This is a genomic window from Caulobacter sp. HMWF025 (assembly GCF_003060965.1).
GTDB lineage: Bacteria > Pseudomonadota > Alphaproteobacteria > Caulobacterales > Caulobacteraceae > Caulobacter.
Genome location: NZ_QAII01000107.1, coordinates 15981 through 31738, shown reverse-complemented (window position 1 = coordinate 31738; position 15758 = coordinate 15981). Strand labels below are relative to the sequence as shown.

The 15758-nt window shown below is 67.5% G+C and carries 16 protein-coding genes; 13 read left to right on the top strand and 3 right to left on the bottom strand.

What is annotated here, in order from left to right:
* Nucleotides 1-710, bottom strand: a 710-nt coding sequence (locus DBR10_RS20040; protein ID WP_233243394.1) for a phytase, incomplete at its 3' end; no start/stop codon positions are given.
* Nucleotides 711-947: 237 nt separating this feature from the next.
* On the opposite strand from DBR10_RS20040, the gene DBR10_RS12100 reads away from it, so the two are divergent.
* Nucleotides 948-2033, top strand: a complete 1086-nt coding sequence (locus DBR10_RS12100; RefSeq protein ID WP_108505251.1) for a HupE/UreJ family protein — start codon at nt 948-950, stop codon at nt 2031-2033.
* A 13-nt stretch (nt 2034-2046) separates the two neighbouring features.
* Here the strand turns inward: DBR10_RS12100 and DBR10_RS12095 are convergent, their stop codons facing one another.
* Nucleotides 2047-3081 (bottom strand): SDR family oxidoreductase, encoded by a 1035-nt coding sequence (locus tag DBR10_RS12095; RefSeq protein ID WP_108489873.1) that lies wholly within the window; start codon nt 3079-3081, stop codon nt 2047-2049.
* Between the two features lie 48 nt (nt 3082-3129).
* On the opposite strand from DBR10_RS12095, the gene DBR10_RS12090 reads away from it, so the two are divergent.
* A complete protein-coding gene (locus DBR10_RS12090) occupies nt 3130-3723 on the top strand; it encodes a TetR/AcrR family transcriptional regulator (RefSeq protein WP_108489874.1) in 594 nt (197 codons plus the stop codon).
* Here the strand turns inward: DBR10_RS12090 and DBR10_RS12085 are convergent, their stop codons facing one another.
* Nucleotides 3724-3975, bottom strand: coding sequence for a hypothetical protein (locus tag DBR10_RS12085; RefSeq protein ID WP_108489876.1), 252 nt, complete (start codon nt 3973-3975; stop codon nt 3724-3726). It abuts the gene before it with no gap.
* Between the two features lie 123 nt (nt 3976-4098).
* Here DBR10_RS12085 and ccoN point away from each other — a divergent pair, with 123 nt between their 5' ends.
* The 11 genes from ccoN to DBR10_RS12030 all read left to right on the top strand — a co-directional run bounded on the left by ccoN (nt 4099) and on the right by DBR10_RS12030 (nt 15700).
* Nucleotides 4099-5748: a cytochrome-c oxidase, cbb3-type subunit I gene (ccoN, locus tag DBR10_RS12080; RefSeq protein WP_108505250.1), complete on the top strand. Its 1650-nt coding sequence runs from the start codon at nt 4099-4101 to the stop codon at nt 5746-5748.
* Nucleotides 5749-5756: 8 nt separating this feature from the next.
* Entirely contained in the window at nt 5757-6500 is a 744-nt protein-coding gene (gene ccoO, locus DBR10_RS12075) for a cytochrome-c oxidase, cbb3-type subunit II (protein ID WP_108505249.1), read from the top strand.
* Nucleotides 6497-6664 (top strand): cbb3-type cytochrome c oxidase subunit 3, encoded by a 168-nt coding sequence (locus tag DBR10_RS12070; RefSeq protein WP_108490681.1) that lies wholly within the window; start codon nt 6497-6499, stop codon nt 6662-6664. Before ccoO ends, DBR10_RS12070 begins: the two co-directional genes overlap by 4 nt.
* Nucleotides 6664-7533: a cytochrome-c oxidase, cbb3-type subunit III gene (gene ccoP, locus DBR10_RS12065; RefSeq protein ID WP_108505248.1), complete on the top strand. Its 870-nt coding sequence runs from the start codon at nt 6664-6666 to the stop codon at nt 7531-7533. Before DBR10_RS12070 ends, ccoP begins: the two co-directional genes overlap by 1 nt.
* A gap of 5 nt (nt 7534-7538) precedes the next feature.
* Complete coding sequence (gene ccoG / locus DBR10_RS12060) at nt 7539-9053, top strand: cytochrome c oxidase accessory protein CcoG (protein ID WP_108505247.1); 1515 nt, start codon at nt 7539-7541, stop codon at nt 9051-9053.
* A complete protein-coding gene (locus DBR10_RS12055) occupies nt 9050-9556 on the top strand; it encodes a FixH family protein (protein ID WP_108505246.1) in 507 nt (168 codons plus the stop codon). Before ccoG ends, DBR10_RS12055 begins: the two co-directional genes overlap by 4 nt.
* A complete protein-coding gene (locus tag DBR10_RS12050) occupies nt 9553-11724 on the top strand; it encodes a heavy metal translocating P-type ATPase (RefSeq protein ID WP_108505245.1) in 2172 nt (723 codons plus the stop codon). The genes DBR10_RS12055 and DBR10_RS12050 overlap by 4 nt, the downstream gene beginning before the upstream one ends.
* Nucleotides 11721-11891: a cbb3-type cytochrome oxidase assembly protein CcoS gene (gene ccoS, locus DBR10_RS12045; protein WP_108490098.1), complete on the top strand. Its 171-nt coding sequence runs from the start codon at nt 11721-11723 to the stop codon at nt 11889-11891. Before DBR10_RS12050 ends, ccoS begins: the two co-directional genes overlap by 4 nt.
* A 62-nt stretch (nt 11892-11953) precedes the next feature.
* The gene (hemN, locus tag DBR10_RS12040; protein ID WP_108505244.1) at nt 11954-13348 is read left to right on the top strand and encodes an oxygen-independent coproporphyrinogen III oxidase; all 1395 of its coding nucleotides are present in this window, start codon (nt 11954-11956) and stop codon (nt 13346-13348) included.
* A 74-nt stretch (nt 13349-13422) separates the two neighbouring features.
* Complete coding sequence (locus tag DBR10_RS12035; RefSeq protein ID WP_108505243.1) at nt 13423-14091, top strand: helix-turn-helix domain-containing protein; 669 nt, start codon at nt 13423-13425, stop codon at nt 14089-14091.
* 82 nt (nt 14092-14173) lie between these two features.
* Complete coding sequence (locus DBR10_RS12030) at nt 14174-15700, top strand: phosphoesterase (protein WP_108505242.1); 1527 nt, start codon at nt 14174-14176, stop codon at nt 15698-15700.
* Nucleotides 15701-15758: the final 58 nt, after the last annotated feature.

The following is a 15758-nucleotide window of genomic DNA, read 5'->3' as shown; positions in this document are numbered from 1 at the left end:
CCGACCTCGCCCTTGATGCGGCCCAGCCGGTTGATGTCGACGATGGTGGCGACTGCATCGGCTTCGGGGTCGGCGTCATAGCGCCAGATGCCGACCGCCTGCTGGGCGACATAGAGCGTGCCGGAGGCATCGTCGGCGGCGCAGTACTTGGCCTCTGACGACAGGTGCAGGCGGCGCACAATGCGCCCGTCCAGCTTGCCGTCGGCGGTCGGGTAAAGCAGCCACTGGTCCAGCTGGCCCTCGCCGCCGAGGGCAAAGACATAGAGTGAACCATCACGCGGGCTCCGGTGCAGGCAAAGGCCTTCGCCGGCATAGCCCAGCAGCAGTGGTCGGGCGTCGACCGGGCTGGCCTGGCCGGTGGCAAAGTCGTAGCGCGACAGACGAATGCGCCCGTCCCGGCGGTCGAGAACCGCGATCAGATCGTCCCGGGTGTCGACGCCGTAGGTTTCGCCTCCCTCAAGGGCACCGCGCCGCTGGCCGTCGAGGCCGTAGAACTCCAGCCCACCCAGTTCGCCGGTGGCCGCCAGCACGCTAAGGGCGGGATCGGCGGGATTGTAGAGCAGGGCTGCCGCATTGGCACCGCCCTGCGCCGTCGGCACCGTGGCCCCGACAGGGGCAACGGTCGCGGCGGGGGCCTGGGCAAGGCTGGCGGTCGCGCCCAGCAGAGACAGGGTCCCGGCGGTGACAGTCAGCAGTAGGCGAAGCGTCATGGGGCCCTCGGGGTCGCATCCGGATCGCAGAACGGATCCGGACGACGGCTATAGTCCGGCGTACAGGGGCTGCCACCGGAGCACGTTACAGGTCGGCCGCCTTATGGACAGTCACCATAACGGATTGATGACAGTGGCGGGGATGCAGCAGGCGGTCGATCGGGTTGGCTTGGCGAGGGGCTGGCTGGCTGCAATAGAGGCCCCGGGCACAATCGCCGGCAGGTGGGACGAAAGCTGATGAACAGGGGCTGGCTGATTGCGGCGCTGTGGGTTGTGCTGCTGCCGACCGCCGCCCTGGCCCATCTCTTGCCGCGCCAGACGGCGACCATGACCGTGTCGGGATCGTCGGCCTATTTCGTCGTGGCCGTGCCGGTTTCCGCGCTTGCGGGGGTCGACGACGACCGCGACGGTCTGCTGTCCCGCCGCGAACTTCTCGCCCACAACCGGATGATCCAGCGGCAGTTTGACGCCCGTTTTCAGGTCCGGGACCAGGATCAGGCGGTTACCGGGCGGCGGACCTGGGCGTTTCCGGCCAGCCGCGACCAGCCCGACGAGCGGCTGGACTATGTGGTGGTCATGCACCGGATCGACTTTACCGGTGAGCCGCTCAGCCCGGTTCTGCAGACCGACCTGTTCGGTTCCGGTCCGGGCGAGTCGCGCATGACGATCACCGCGACCCGCGGGAGCCGGACCGAGGTGGCGATCCTGGAGCCCGGGGCCGGGAGCCACAGGTTCTTCCGGGGCGCTCTGGCGACCTTTGCCGATTTTGTCCGGACCGGGATCGAGCACATCTGGACCGGGTCGGACCATCTGCTGTTTCTGCTGACGATCCTGGTCGCCGGCGCGGGCTGGCGGCACTGGCTGGGCGTGGTCACCGCCTTTACGGTGGCCCACAGCATCACCCTGGTGCTGTCCGCACTCGGACTGTTCCGGATCCCCGCCGGGATCGTTGAACCTGGGATCGCCGCCAGCATCGTGCTGATGGGCGGGCTCAATCTCTGGCTCGGCCGGTCAGGGCCAGTGAAGCCCGGCTGGGGCCGGGTTCCTGTGGTCTTCGCCTGCGGCCTGTTGCACGGCTTCGGCTTTGCCTCGGCGATCGGGGCCATGGCGGTGGATTCCGGCAGCCGGCTGGCGACCCTGGCCGGGTTCAATGTCGGGATCGAGATCGGCCAGTTCCTGTTCCTGGCGGCCGTCACCCTGGCCGTGGCCGGCATCGCCAGGCTGACGCCGCTGCGGCTGCAGGCGCGGCTCCCGGTCGTGGCATCGTGCCTGGCCGTCGGCCTGGGCACGATGCTCCTGATCCAGCGCCTGATGCCGGCCTGACCGTTTCCGGACGTCAGCCCTTCACCAGTCCCTCGGCGATCAGGCTGTTGGCTGTAGCCAGGATCATTTCGCGGTTGGAGCGGGGGCTCCAGCCCAACTCGTCGCGTGCCCGCTGGGCCGAGACCGGGCGGGGCTTGTCCAGTTCGAACAGGCGCTCCTTGACGACCGGGTCGAAGGTGGCGCTCAGCCGCACCAGCCAGTTGGCCAGTTTCATCTTCGGAACCCGCGCGCCGGCCCCCGGCAGGTCCTGGCGCAGGACATCGGCAATCTCCGAGATCCAGTTGAACTCGCCGGCCCCGATATAGCGCTTGCCGGCCGCGCCCGGCGCGGTAAGTGCGCGGACGTGCAGATCGGCGATGTCGCGCACATCGACCAGCGGCCAGCCGATGCGCGGCAGGCCCGGTAGCGAGCCGTCGAGGAGCTTGCGGACGATCTCGATCGAGGCCGAAAAGTCCCGGCCCAGAACAGGGCCCAGCACGGCACCCGGGCAGATCGTGACCAGCTCCAGCGCCCCGCCTTCGGCCTTGTGCCAGGCCCAGGCCGCCCGTTCGGCAATCATCTTCGAGCGTTCATAGGCCGACGAGTCGCTGCGGTCGGTCGGGTCTGACCAGTCGGCTTCGGTGAAGGGCTCGCTGCGGCCGCCATAGCCGTAGCAGACGGCGGCGGTCGACGAGGTCATGACGACCCGCTTGACGCCGGCGTCGCGCGAGGCCTTCAGCACCCGCAGGGCCCCGTCGCGGGCCGGGCGCACCAGCTCGTCATCATCCTTGGGGTTGGCCGAGGGCAGGGGCGAGGCGACATGCAGCACGCCGTCGCAGCCTTCGGCCGCTTCGCGCCAGCCGGCATCGGCATTGAGATCGGCGGCGAAGACGCTCAGGCGCTCACCCTGCGGGCTCAGCCGCGCGACACTTGCCCTGACCTCGGCCTCGCGGGCCAGGTTGCGGACCGTCGTCCGGACGGTCCAGCCGTCATTCAGCAGCTGGCCGATACAGAAGCTCGCGACATAGCCCGATCCGCCGGTTACCAGCACAATACCCTTGTCGGTCATATCCATTCCTCTTGCGTCCTGACGCGATCCGATCATATTGGACAAATAATGTCTATAGTGTCTGACAACAATGTCCGCAGGATGCTGGACGCGGGGCTGACCCTGTTCGCCCGCCATGGCTTCAAGCGGACCAGCATGTCCGACATCGCCCGTGAGGCCGGCGTGGCGCGGGCCACGCTCTATCTGCGCTTTGCCGACAAGCGGGCGGTGTTCGAGGCCCTGGCAGCAACCGTGATCGATGATGCCCTGGCCGGGGCCGAGGCTGCCTGGCGCGACGGGGTCTCGTTTGCCGACAATCTGGAAGCGACGATTCTCGCCAAGGATCTGCGGTTCTTCAGCCTGCTGCGGGCCACGCCGCATGGCTCGGAGCTGTTCGACCTCGATGCCGACCTGGCCCGGACCCAGGCAGAGCGACTGGATTCCGGCTTCAAGGCCATTCTTGCCCGGCGGGCCGAGGCGGCGGCGGCCGAGGGCGCGACCTTCGAGGCCTTCGGAGGGGTAGCGGCCTTCGCGGCCTTCATCACGGTGACGGCCGCCGGCATCAAGTATGAGACCCGGTCAGAGCCGGACTATCTCGCGGCCATCAGGATGCTGGTCCGCGTCACGGCCGCTGCGGCCCGGTCGGCCACAGGGACAGCCTGATCAGGCCCTGGCGGCTACCCGCGACCGGTAGCGGGCCACAAGGTGCACCATCAGGGCAAGGGTGAAGGCCGCTGCGACGAAGCAGGCCGGGCAGTGGCCGGCGAAGGCAAGGCCATCCTGGCGTGACGTGCACAGCGGTCCGGCCAGCAGGCGCGGCAGGGCCTGAACGAGGGCCACACTCCAGCTGGCCAGGGCCCCCGTCGCCAGGGCCGGCGTCAGCAGGTTCGGAAACGGTGCAGTGGTCGCCGGCATGAAGGGCTCCTGGATGATGCGCCTATCGTCGTCCGGAGCGAACGACTTGGCTTTGATGCGGATCAAAGCGGGACGACGCATCTCGTGGGACTCGGTCGGTCAGGTTCGCCGCACGGAGTCCAGATGTCCGCCCCGCCCCCTTCCAACGATGCCGCGCCCCCCGGGGCGGCGGTACTCCTGATCATCAGCGTCGTCAGTGCCTTTCTGGCGATCATGGGGGCTGGCCTGACCAGTGACCCCATCTTCCGCCTCCAGGCCGAGACGTTTGCCCTGGCCTGCGTGCTTGCGGCCTTTGCCCTCAACGCGGGTCTGTCCAGCGGGACTCTGCTGCACCATCCCGACCGCTATTCTGACGGGGTCATCAAGGCCGGCGTCATCGCCACGCTCTTCTGGGCGGCCGCCGGTCTGCTCGTGGGCGTCGTGATCGCCGCCCAGCTGTCCTGGCCCCGGATCTTCTACTTCCCGGAGCTGGGCTTCCTGAACTTTGGGCGCCTGCGACCGCTTCACACCTCGGCGGTGATCTTCGCCTTCGGGGGCAATGCCCTGATCGCCACCTCCTTCTGGGTCGTGCAGCGCACCTGCAAGGCCAAGCTGGCCGGCGGTATCGCGCCCTGGTTCGTGTTCTGGGGCTACCAGCTGTTCATCGTCCTGGCCGCGACCGGCTATCTGATGGGCGCGACCTCGGGCAAGGAGTACTCCGAGCCCGAATGGTATACCGACCTGTGGCTGACCATTGTCTGGGTCGCCTACCTGCTGGTCTTCCTGGGCACGATCTGGAAGCGCAAGGAACCGCACATCTACGTGGCCAACTGGTTCTACCTGGCCATGATCGTGACGATCGCGCTGCTGCACCTGGTCAACAATGCCGCCGTTCCGGTCGGCCTGCTGAACCACAAGTCCTACGGCGTCTTTTCGGGCGTACAGGATGCGCTGGTGCAGTGGTGGTACGGCCACAACGCCGTCGGCTTCTTCCTGACCGCCGGCTTCCTGGCCATGATGTACTACTTCGTGCCCAAGCGGGTTGAGCGCCCGGTCTTCAGCTACCGGCTGTCGATCGTGCACTTCTGGGCCCTGATCTTCATCTACATCTGGGCCGGTCCGCACCACCTGCACTACACGGCCCTGCCGCAGTGGGCCCAGACCCTGGGCATGACCTTCTCGATCATGCTGTGGATGCCCAGCTGGGGCGGCATGATCAATGGCCTGATGACCCTGTCAGGGGCCTGGGACAAGCTGCGCACCGATCCGGTGGTGCGGATGATGGTGGTCTCGATCGCCTTCTACGGCATGAGCACCTTCGAAGGTCCGGTGATGTCGATCCGCGCCGTCAATGCGCTGAGCCATTACACCGACTGGACTATCGGTCACGTGCACTCCGGGGCGCTCGGCTGGGTCGGCTTCATCAGCTTCGGCGCGATCTACTGCCTGGTGCCCTGGCTGTGGAAGAAGAAGGCGATGTACTCGAACAAGCTGATCGAGTGGCACTTCTGGATCGCGACCACCGGGATCCTGCTCTACATCGCCGCGATGTGGGTGTCGGGCATCATGGAAGGCCTGATGTGGCGCGAATACACGCCCCAGGGCTTCCTCGCCTACAGCTTCATCGAAACGGTCTCGGCCAAGCACATCGAGAACATCATCCGCACCGTCGGCGGCCTGATGTACCTGAGCGGCGCCCTGATCATGATCGTCAATGTCTGGCGCACGATCCTGATGCCGTCCGAGGCCGTGTCTGAACAGACGCCGGCCCCCCTCGCCACCGCGATCGCCTGAGGTCCCTGATGTCTGTCTGGAAACACCACGCCAAGTTCGAGCGGCACTCGCTGCTGCTCATCATCGGTATCCTCGTGGTCGTCTCGATCGGCGGCCTTGTGGAAATCGCCCCGCTGTTCTGGCTGCAGAGCACCATCGAGAAGGTCGACGGGATGCGTCCCTACACCCCGCTCGAACTGGCCGGTCGCGACATCTATGTCCGTGAAGGCTGCTATCTCTGCCACTCGCAGATGATCCGGCCCCTGCGCGACGAGGTCGAGCGCTACGGTCACTACAGCCTGGCCGCCGAGAGCATGTACGACCACCCCTTCCAGTGGGGCTCCAAGCGCACGGGTCCGGACCTGGCGCGCGTCGGCGGCAAGTACTCCGACTCCTGGCACCGCGACCACCTGGTCGATCCCCGGTCGGTCGTGCCGGAATCGGTGATGCCGCCCTACAAGTTCCTGGCGGAAAAGGAGCTGGATTACCGCGACATCGCCGAGAAGATGAAGGCCCAGCACACGGTCGGCGTGCCCTACACCGCCGACGAGATCGCCAACGCCAAGAAAGATCTTGAGGCCCAGGCCGATCCCTTCTCGACGGACGCAGTGGGTCTGCGGGCCCGTTACGGGGCCAAGGTGGTCAATCGTGACTTCGACGGCGATCCCGACAAGGTCACCGAGATGGATGCGGCCATCGCCTATCTGCAGATGCTCGGCACCCTGGTCGACTTCAAGTCCTACAAGGCTCAGGCCCCGGAGAACCAGCGATGAGCGGGCTCACCTATGAAACCGTGGCGCGTTTCGCGCAGCAGGGCGGGCTGATCTATTTCGGCCTGATCTTCCTCGCCGGCGTCGCCTACGCCCTGTGGCCTTCCCGGAAGGCTGAATTCCAACACGCCGCGCGCATGCCGCTGGAAGACGAGGAGCTGCTCTGATGGCGTCCGAACGCGAAACCGACGACGTCACCGGCGTCGAAACCACCGGCCACGAATGGGACGGCATCCGCGAACTCGACAATCCGCTGCCGCGCTGGTGGCTTTGGATCTGGTACGGCACGATCGCCTTCGCCATCGGCTACTGGGTGCTGATGCCGGCCTGGCCGGGCCTGCACGGCTACACCAAGGGCCTGCTGCATCGTTCCGACCGCGCCGAGGTGGCCTCCGAGCTCAAGGCCCTGGACGTCCAGCGCGGGTCCGGGGCGGCGATGATCCGCAAGGCCAGCCTGACCCAGATCGAGCAGGACCCCAAGCTTCAGGCCTATGCCCAGCAGGTCGGACAGTCCGTGTTCGGCGACAACTGCGCCACCTGCCACGGCATTGGCGGCACGGGCAGCAAGGGCTATCCCAATCTGCGCGACGACGTCTGGCTGTGGGGCGGGACCCTGGATGACATCCAGCACACCATCACGGTCGGCATCCGCTCGGGTCACCCCGGCGCACGGCAGTCCCAGATGCCGGCTTTCGGCCGCGACGAGCTTCTGCCGCCGGCCACGATCAGCGATCTGACAGAGTATGTCGTGAAGCTGTCAGGCCGTCCGGCCGATGCGGCGGCTGTCGCCCGCGCCGCGCCGGTCTATGCCGCCCAGTGCGTTGCCTGTCACAATGCTGACGGGCGTGGGAACCAGGCTCTCGGGGCCCCGAACCTGACCGACTCCGACTGGCTCTACGGTGCGGATCGTGACGCCATCAAGGGTCAGATCCATGCCGGCAATGGCGGGGTCATGCCCACCTGGGGCGGGCGTCTGAGCCCTGAAACCATCAAGGCCCTGTCCGTCTATGTTCACGCCAATGCGGGTGGTCAGTAGGGCCCATGCCCACCCTCATCGACAACACCCGTCCCCGGCCTGACGCCCCTCCCGGCTCTGAAACCCGTGCTGCGGTCTCGGCCGCAGCACGGGCCAAGGGCAAGGGCGACGCCCGGGGTGGCCTCTACAAACCGCGCGAGCCGATCTATCCCAAGCGGGTTGAAGGCCGCTGGCGGACGATCAAGTGGATCCTGCTGGTCGCAACCCTGGCCGTCTATTACATCACGCCCTGGATCCGCTGGTCGCGACCCGGCGGTCTGCCGCAGCAGGCGGTGCTGGTCGATTTCGCCGGCCGCCGCTTCTACTTCTTCGACATCCAGCTGTGGCCGCAGGAAGTCTATATCTTCACCGGCCTGCTGGTGCTGTCGGCCCTGGCGCTGTTCCTGGTCACGGCCCTGTTTGGACGCCTGTGGTGCGGCTATGCCTGCCCCCAGACGGTCTGGACGGATCTCTACATCCTGGTCGAGCGCCTGTTCGAGGGCGACCGAAATGCCCGGATGCGGCTCGATGCGCAGCCGCTGTCGTTCGACAAGGCCTGGCGCAAGACCGGCAAGCACCTGACCTGGCTTGGCATTGCGTTCGGGACCGGCGGGGCCTGGATCTTCTATTTCCACGATGCGCCGACCCTGATCCGCACCTTCTGGATCGGTCAGGGGGCGATGACCGCCTATGTCTCCTGTGCCCTGCTGACAGCGACCACCTACGTTTTCGCCGGCTGGATGCGCGAGCAGGTTTGCACCTACATGTGCCCGTGGCCCCGGATCCAGGGGGCCATGCTGGACGAGCATTCTCTGCAGGTGGCCTATCTGCGTGATCGCGGCGAGCCGCGGGGCGCCCACAAGAAGGGCCAGTCTTGGGAAGGGCGGGGCGACTGCATCGACTGCCACCAGTGCGTGGTCGTCTGTCCCATGGGCATAGACATCCGCGACGGCAGCCAGCTGGAATGCATTAATTGCGGTCTCTGCGTCGATGCCTGTGACGACATTCTGGGACGCCTGGGCCGGCCGACCGGGCTGATCGCCTATGACACGGACTCGGCCGTCGCCGCCCGGGCCTGCGGGCAGAAGGCGGTCTACAAGCTCGTCCGTCCCCGCACGATCTACTATGCCCTGGCGCTTTGCCTGGTGTCAGGTCTCACTGTCTGGGGGCTGATCAGCCGGCCCCAGGCCGATGTGCATATCATCCGCGACCGAAATCCGATCTTCGTGCGCATGCATGATGGCGCAGTCCGCGACGGCTATACCCTGAAGATTGCCAACCGGACCTTTGCCGATCGCCGGTTCGAGGTCGCTTTTGCGGACCTGCCGGGGGCGAGGCTCAGCCAGCCGGGGCAGCCGCACAATTCGAGCGTCGAGGTTCTGGTTCCCGCCGACCAGGTCGTGGCCGTGCGGGTCTTTGTCACCGCGCCACCCGATCCAGACCGCCCGGCCAGCCTGCCGGGCCGCTTCGTGGTCCGTTCCGGCGACATCCGGACCGAGGCCAGGACCGTCTTCCTCTCCGGAGCTGTGAACCCGCAATGACCCTTGCCACAACACCCCAGTCGACGCCGGTCCCGCCCCCGGAGAAGGGCCGGATCACCGGGTGGCATGTGCTGTTTGCGGTGGTGGCGTTCTTCGTCATCGTCATCGGCGTCGATGCCTTCTTCATCGTCAAGGCTTACAGCACCTTTTCCGGCGAGGTGGCGTCCAACCCCTACGAGGCCGGACTAGCGTTCAACCGCACCCTCGCCCTGCGGGAGAAGGAAGCGGCGCTCGGCTGGTCGGCCGTGGTCGAGACCCCCCGCCCCGGCATTGTGGCCGTGCAGATGAAAGACCGGACCGGCCAGCCGCTGACGACCCTCTCGCTGACGGGTACCCTGGAACGTCCGGCCACCGAAACGGGCCGTCAGGTTCTCGATTTCAAGCCGACCGGTGAAGGCTGGTACGAGGCCCGGGCCACGCTCGACGGGGCCTGGGACCTGAGGGCGATCGCCCGCAATGCCCGTGACCAGTTCGAGGTCGAAACCCGACTGGTTGCGCCATGAGCCAGAGCCTGGCCGTCGCGCGCGATCTGGAAGCCTTCGTCCGACGCGATGCCGCGGGCCGGGGGCGTCTCGAGCTGCTGGTCAATGGTGCACGCTGCGCGGGCTGTATCGGCAAGATCGAAAAGGCGGTCCAGGCCCTGCCGGGTGTCGACGGCGCGCGTCTCAACCTGACGACCGGCAAGCTGGCGGTCGAGCTGGACCGGTCTGCGGCTGATCCGGACCGGGTCGTGCAGGCGGTCGAGGGCCTGGGCTATCGCGCCTGCCTGTTTGACCCCGCCGAGGCGGTGGCGGCCCAGGATCGCGAAGGCCGCGAACTGGCCGTCGCCCTAGGGGTCGCCGGCTTCGGGGCTGGCAATGTCATGATGTTCACGGTGCCGGCCTGGGCCGGGCTGTTCGGCCAGGAGCTGAACGGCTCGACCCTGACGGTGATGTACTGGATGGCAGCCCTGGTCGCCACGCCATGCGCCCTGTTCGCCGGCCAGACCTTCTTCCGGTCGGCCTGGGCCTCGCTGCGGCGGGGCAAGGCCAATATGGACGTGCCGATTTCGATCGGCGTGTTGCTCACCCTTGTGGTCAGCTTTTCCGAAACCCTGCTGCACGGCCGTCACGCCTATTTCGATGCGGCCGTCACCCTGCTGTTTCTGCTGCTGATCGGTCGTTATCTGGACCATCGCCTCAGGGCCAATGCCCGTTCGGCGGCGCGGGATCTCTTGGCCCTGCAGTCGCCGGTGGTGATGCGGCTGGACGGCGATGTGGAGCAGGGGGTTCCCGTCGCTGAGGTCAGGGTCGGTGACCGGCTGAGCCTCTCGCCCGGCGACCGGGTGCCGGTCGACGGCACGGTGGAGTCCGGCGTCTCCGAGCTCGACAATGCCCTGATCACCGGCGAGACGGCGGTAGTCACTGTGGCGGCCGGCTCGGCCCTCCATGCCGGGGCCCTGAACCTGACCGGTCGTCTGGTGATGAGGGCGACGGCGGTCAGCGAGGACTCGACCCTCTCGGCCATCGCCCGTCTGATGGAGGCCGGCGCCCAGAGCCGCTCGGCCTATGTGCGCCTGGCCGACAAGGCCGCAGCCCTTTATGTCCCGATTGTTCACACCGCAGCGGCCCTGACCTTTGTCGGGGGCTGGGCCCTCGGGCTGGGACCGCGCGAAGCCCTGCTGCGGGCGGCCGCGGTGCTGATCGTCACCTGCCCCTGCGCGCTTGGCCTCGCGGTTCCGGCCGTCCAGGTCGCGGCCAGCAGCCGGCTGTTCCGCAAGGGCGTGCTGGTCAAGTCCGGGGCGGCCCTCGAACGGCTGGCCGAGGTCGATCATGTCGTGTTCGACAAGACCGGGGTTCTGACCCAGGGCCAGCCGCGCCTGATCGAGGCCTCGCCCCATCTGGTCGCCATCGCCGCGCCGCTGGCCCGCGCCTCGCGCCATCCCCTGGCCCGGGCCCTTGCGGCCTCGGCCGGCATCGGCCTGGTCGCCCACGACTGCGTCGAGACAGCCGGGCAGGGGATCGAGGGGATGATTGATGGACGCCGCGCCCGTCTCGGCCGGGCGGCCTTTGTCGGCGTTGCGAGCGGCGGTGGCAGCGAAACCGAGCTGTGGTTCGGCTTCGACAGCGACGTGAAGGTCCGCTTTGCCTTTGAGGACCAGCCCCGGGCCGACATGGCCGAAACCGTGGCCGAGCTGCGCCGCATGGGGCTTGGCGTCGAGATCCTGTCGGGCGACCTGGCGGCTCCGGTACAGCGCATCGCCGACAGCCTCGGCGTTGCCTGGCAGGCGGGGCTGACGCCGTTCGACAAGTCCGCCGCCATCGACCGGCTGAAGGCCGAGGGCCGCAAGGTCCTGATGGTCGGCGACGGCCTCAATGATGCGGCGGCCCTGGCCCGCGCCCACGCCTCCATGGCCCCCGGTGCTGCGGTCGACGTGGCCCAGAACGCCGCCGACCTGGTGTTCACCGGCACCGAGCTGGGGGCCGTCACCCGCGCGATTCGAGTCGCCCGGACGGCCCGCCAGCGGGCGCTGGAGAACTTTGCCTTTTCGGCCCTCTACAATCTGGTGGCCGGCCCGGCGGCCATGTTCGGCCTGATCAATCCGTTCATTGCCGCCCTGGCCATGTCGGGATCCTCGATCGTCGTGCTGCTCAATGCCATCCGCCCGGAACTGGCCTGGAGGCGCAAATGAACATCCTGCTGTTTCTCGCACCGGTCTCGGTCGCCCTCGGCGGCCTGGGTTTGGCCGCCTTCCTGTGGACCATGCGGGCTGGCCAGTACGAGGACCCGAGGGGCGACGCCGAGCGGATCCTCTACGACCATCTCGAAGATCTTCCGCCGGTGGCTCCCCGCGATTGATCCAGATCAGGGCCGGCGAATCTGGCGAAGGCAGAATGGCCTGATCCGCAGGAGTATTCGCCATGACCCTCGTATCGGCCCTGGAGCCTGAAGCCCGCAGTCCGGCCCCGTCGCGCCACGATTTGCTGCGCCGGTACGACAGTCGAGCGCCGCGCTACACCAGCTATCCGACCGCCCTGGAGTTCTCCGGCGAGGTCACCGGCGAGGTCTATGGCCACTGGCTTTCCAGCCTCGATCCGAGCGAACCGGTTTCGGTCTATGCCCACATTCCGTTCTGCAACCGGCTGTGCTGGTACTGCGGCTGCAACACCCGGGTCGTGAAAAAGCAAAGCCTGATCAGTGACTATGTCGGCTATCTGGTCGACGAACTGGCCTTGGTCGAGGCCCATCTGCCGGGCAAGCTCCGGGCCGGGGCCATTCACCTGGGCGGGGGTACGCCCAACACCCTGTCGCGCGACGACCTCGTCACCCTGTTCGGCGCGCTGAGACACGTCTTTGCCTTCACGCCGGGCGTGGAGATCTCGGCCGAGTTGGATCCGGCCATCCTGACCCAGGCCTGGGTGACGGCCGCCGCCTATCATGGCCTGACGCGGGCCAGCCTCGGCGTGCAGGACCTGGCCCCCCACGTTCAGGAAGCGGTCAACCGGATCGAGCCCTTCGAGGTGGTGGCGCGGGCGGTCGGCTGGCTGCGCGAGGCCGGCATCGCTTCGATCAACCTCGATCTCATGTACGGCCTGCCGCGCCAGACCGTGGACGATGTGGTCTCGACCCTCGATTCGGTCCTGACCCTGCGCCCCGAACGCATCGCCCTGTTCGGCTATGCCCACGTACCCTGGGCCCGGCCGCATCAGCAACTGCTGGATGAAACGGCCCTGCCGGATGCGACGGCACGGCTCGACCAGAGCGAGGCCGCCGCCGAACGCCTGCTGCGCGCGGGCTATGTGGCGATCGGCCTCGACCACTTTGCCCTGCCGAGTGACGGCCTGGCGATCGGTGCAGCGACCGGGACCCTGCGACGCAACTTCCAGGGTTACACCACCGATCCGCATCCGACCCTGCTGGGGATCGGCGCGTCGTCGATCGGCCGCCTGCCGCAGGGCTATGTCCAGAACGTGTCCAGCGAAGTCGCCTGGCGGGCGGCGATCTGCGAGGGCCGCCTGCCGGTGGCCCGCGGCGTCGCCCTCACGGCCGACGATCGTCTGCGGGCCGATGTCATAGAACGACTGATGTGCGATTTCAGTGTGGACCTCGGCGAGATCACGACCCGGCACGGCCTGGGGCCGGCGGTCTTTGCGGATGAAGCCCGACGCCTGCGCGCGCTGGCCTCTGACGGCCTTCTGACCCTTGACGGTGACCGGCTGACCATCACCGAAGCCGGGCGGCCTTTCGTGCGGCTGGCGGCACGGGTTTTCGACCGGCGCTCAAAGGACGAGGATGGCTTCTCCCGGGTCCTCTAGAGCCACCCGCGAGCGACGCGAGCGCTTGATCCCGATCAAGGCAGCCTGAAACGTCGTAGGTCAGCATCCTGGCAATGAATCAGGACCCTGACGATTGCAGTCTGGCCGCCGTGCCGCTCTTCGCGCCGATGTCGACGTCGGCGCGTCTCGACCTGCAGCAGGTCAGTGAGTTGCGGCCCTTCGAGAGGGGCACCGTGCTGGGGGGGCAGGAGCGCGACAGCCTCCTCGTTTTGCTGTCCGGTGCCGTCGCCCTGGGGGTTCATGAGGCCGACCGGGTCGCGGTGCTGTCGACCTTCCGGGCTCCCTGCGTTCTCAACCTCGCCTGCGTGATGGTTCAGGCCGATTGTGAGATCCGCTGGCGAGCCCTTCAGGCCGGAGCCCTCCTGAACCTGCCCGGGGCCACATTCCGCAAGGCCCTCGCCGGGGACCCCGGACTGGCGGCCCGCGCCATCAGCGAACTGGCCCTGGCGCATCAGCGACTGCTGTCCGGTGCCGCCAGCCAGAGGCTGCGGTCCTCAGAACGCCGGGTGGCCGCCTATCTGCTGTCGCTGACGGCGGTGACGACAGGGCGCGTCACGGTCCATCTGCCCTACGATAAGAACCTGCTCGCCGCGCTGCTGGGCATGACGCCGGAGAACTTCTCCCGGGCCATGGGTCGCCTTGTGGAGCTGGGTGTCAGGGTCAAGGGAAGTGATGTCTCGATCGAACAGGTCGAGCGTCTGCGCGCGGACCCCGCCGGCTAGCGATGAGGCCATCGCCCGCCCATTGCCTTCGGACCCATTCCACCGCAATGGCAGCGTCGCAAAACCAGACTAGGATCGGGTCATGGGCAAGCTGACACCACAAACGGGCCTTGGCCCTGTTTCTCCGCTCGTCTTGGCGATGCTGTGCCTCATGACGTTGCGCCCCGGTCCCGTCGCGGCTCATCCGGGCCATGCCGTTCAGCCGGTCGCACCGGCTCAGGGCCCTGATCGCGCTTCTCGGCCCGAGACGCGGCGCTGGCTGGCGGGTGACCACCATGTCCACAGCTGGTTCAGTGTCTCGCTCAAGCCCTCGGCTGACCCGACCCAGCCGCCCGTTCTGGTCAAGGCAGGGGACGCCAGCAACCCCATTACCGTCAATGCCCGTCAAGCGGCCGCACATGGCCTGGCCTGGATGGTCGCAACCGATCATGGCGGACCAAACCATGCCCGGCTGAACCGAGACGAGGCCTATCCGGAACTCGTGCGGTCACGCCGCGAGACGCCTGGCGTCCTGCAGTTCTGGGGCATGGAACTGGATACGCCTGCGGCCGAGCATTCCAGTGTGATCCTGCCGCGCTCCGAGGGCGAGCGCGACGCCCTGTTCGGCATCGAGCGGCAATACAACCGGCGCGAACCCTGGCCGGCCGATCCCGCCCGCGACCAGGAGGCCTTCATGCTGGAGGCCCTGCGCCACATGAGGGCCCTGCCCAGGCCGCCCCTCGTCATCGCCAACCATCCTTCCCGGTCGGCGACGGACATCGGTCGCTACGGGCTCGTTTCCCCATCCGAACTCCGGAACTGGAACGACACCGCACCAGATGTGGCGGTGGGTATGGAGGGAGCTCCGGGCCACCAGGCCACGGCCCTGAAGCCGGACGGCTCCCTCGATCCCAAGGGCGACAGGGGCGGCTATTCGCGGTCGCCGACACTCGGTGGCTTTGACCAGATGACCGCGCGGCTGGGCGGGTTCTGGGACGCCATGCTGGGCGAAGGGCGCCGCTGGTGGATCACCTCGACCTCGGACTCCCACCGCCACTACACCGAAGGCGGCAGCGATTTCTGGCCGGGCGAGTATTCAAAGACCTATGTGAAGGCCAACCGCACCTATGACGACGTGCTGGACGGCCTGCGCCATGGTCGGGTCTTCGTGACCCTGGGCGATCTGGTCTCCGAGGTCGACGTCACAGTCATGACCGCAGACGGACACCGGCGGGCCGAGATCGGGGGGCGGCTGGAGGTCGCGGCCGGAAGCGACGTCGTTGTCGTCATTCGGGTACGTGATCCGGCCGGCAAGAACTTCGGCGGGGTTTCGCCGCAGGTGGCGCGCATCGACCTGGTCCAGGGTGATGTCACCGGACCGGCGTCGGACCGCAGCCTCGACGCCAACCCCACGACCCGGGTTGTCCGGCGCTTCACGCCTTCAGCCTGGGCGCGGGAAGGAGAAGTTCTGTCGATGGTCCATGTGATCCGCTCCGTGAAGGGGGCGGGTTATGTCCGGGTGCGGGGTACCAGCGGCACCGAACTGGAGCCGACGGCTGATCCACTCGGGGAGGACCCCTGGAGCGACCTCTGGTTCTACGCCAACCCGATCTTCATCGACGTGAAGTGAAACCCTGGGCGGTGCGGACCGGGCCGAGTTCCCCGTGCCGCAGTCCCACGGTCAATCG